Raw genomic sequence first — 1,607 nt, forward strand, 5'->3', positions numbered from 1 at the left:
AGCTCGGTCCCGGGGATCCTCTAGAGTCTACCTGCTGCGCTATCCCAACGGCTACACGTGCCACTTCCCGCGTGCCGGCTGGGTCCTTCCGTCCCGCGCCGACGCCTGAGCGACGCGCGGGAGTACGCCCCGAAGCTGTGAGGCGCACATCTTCGGGGCGTACCGTCAGGTCATGAGTACACAGAGCACGACGAAGAGCCCGTCCCACAGCGCCGCCCTCGGCCTCGGATCGGTGCTGGCGGGCTCGCTGCCGTCCGCATTGATGACAGCGGACGCCCCGGCCCGCTACACCGTCGAGGCGGTGTTCACCCGTCGGCCGCAGCGCGAGGAGATCGCCGATCTGCTGAGCGACGAGACGCGCGAGATGCTGATCCGCAACGGATACCCCGTGGTCGAGCTGACGGTGTCCGATCGCCGCCTGGAGATCGCGAACACCAACCTCGAAGAGCTGCGCGACGGTCTCGGAACGGTGCTCGCCGACCGGCTCGCGGAGATCAGCGACCGCGCCGTCGAGCGCCGCGACGCGGCCGCCCTGCGCGACGAGAAGACGGCCGAGGGAGAGCGCGAGCGCGCCGCCGCCGTCGTGGCCCTCGCCGCGTCGGTCAGCTTCGAGCGCGCCGTGCCCGCTGCCGGATGATGCCGAACACGACGGTGCCGACGGTCCGATCGACCCGGGACTGAGGCGGTCAGCACTCCCACAGTCCGGTGTGAGACGGTGGACACATGCTCCACTGCGGTGATGGCATACCGACCCGAAAGGAAGGTGCCATGCCAGCGTGGTGGGAAGAAGTGCTCCATGTCGTGACCGGTCGTGTCAGCCGGCACGACGATCTCCCCGATCTGCGCGGGCTCGAGACGCGGCGGGTCGCTCTCGAGAAGACACATTTCCTCGTCAACGACCGTGAGCGTCGCGGTGAGGAGCGGCGCACCTACGTGATGCGCCACGTCGCCTCGACCCGGCACGACACGACCACGGTGGCCGTGACCTCCAACGGCCGCGGTGTCGGCTCGCTCCCGCGCGAGGTCGCCGCGTCCATCGCTCCGCTCCTGCGTCGAATCGGCGGCGCGGCGATCATCAACGGGGCCGGAGCGCGCCCCGGCAGCCTCCGGCTGTGGGTCGATCTGCCCACCTCCGCCGCCCTCGGCGACTTCGCGCTGCAGCGGGACGGGGCGGCCACGCAGGACTCGTGACGCGTCGCGCCGGGCGCCGGCCCCGCCGCGGAGCACAATGTCCTCATGGCCGACCCCATCTGGAAGAACGACCCCGACGAGCATGACTTCCCCGCGGCGGAGGACTACCTCCGCCTCGTCGCCGATCCCGAGCGGGCCCGTTCTCTCGTCGCGGCCCTGCGCACGCGGGCGACGGTGGTGAAGAAGGCGAAGGACATCCTGCGGGCGGCGAACCTGCCGCTGCTTCCGATCGACAACCCGCACGTCGCCGATGACCTCCGCAAGGTGCGCGCGGGCAAGCCGCTGTCGCCCGTGCTCATCGTCCACGGCGACCTCACGCGCGCGCTGCCCGCGCAGATCGCCGACGGCTATCACCGCGTCTGTGCCAGCTGGTACCTCGACGAGAACACGGAGATCCCGTGCCGCATCGTCGGGCC

Annotated in this window: 3 protein-coding genes; all 3 read left to right on the forward strand. The window is 70.8% G+C overall.

What is annotated here, in order from left to right:
* Window positions 1-172 precede the first annotated feature (172 nt).
* On the forward strand, window positions 173-637 hold the full coding sequence (locus I5I_RS15140; protein ID WP_036321690.1) for a hypothetical protein: 465 nt from the start codon (window positions 173-175) through the stop codon (window positions 635-637).
* 131 nt (window positions 638-768) lie between these two features.
* Window positions 769-1,191, forward strand: a complete 423-nt coding sequence (locus tag I5I_RS15145; RefSeq protein ID WP_036321705.1) for a hypothetical protein — start codon at window positions 769-771, stop codon at window positions 1,189-1,191.
* Between the two features lie 45 nt (window positions 1,192-1,236).
* The coding region (locus tag I5I_RS15150) for a hypothetical protein (protein ID WP_036321707.1) at window positions 1,237-1,607 on the forward strand (371 nt) is incomplete at its 3' end.

Origin of the sequence: Microbacterium sp. B24, assembly GCF_000333415.1 — a bacterium.
Lineage (GTDB): Bacteria > Actinomycetota > Actinomycetes > Actinomycetales > Microbacteriaceae > Microbacterium.

Bases quoted from the DNA above. Each gene is read 5' to 3' on its own strand.
- I5I_RS15140 (WP_036321690.1), top strand. From the start codon at position 173: ATGAGTACACAGAGCACGACGAAGAGCCCGTCCCACAGCGCCGCCCTC.
- I5I_RS15145 (WP_036321705.1), top strand. From the start codon at position 769: ATGCCAGCGTGGTGGGAAGAAGTGCTCCATGTCGTGACCGGTCGTGTC.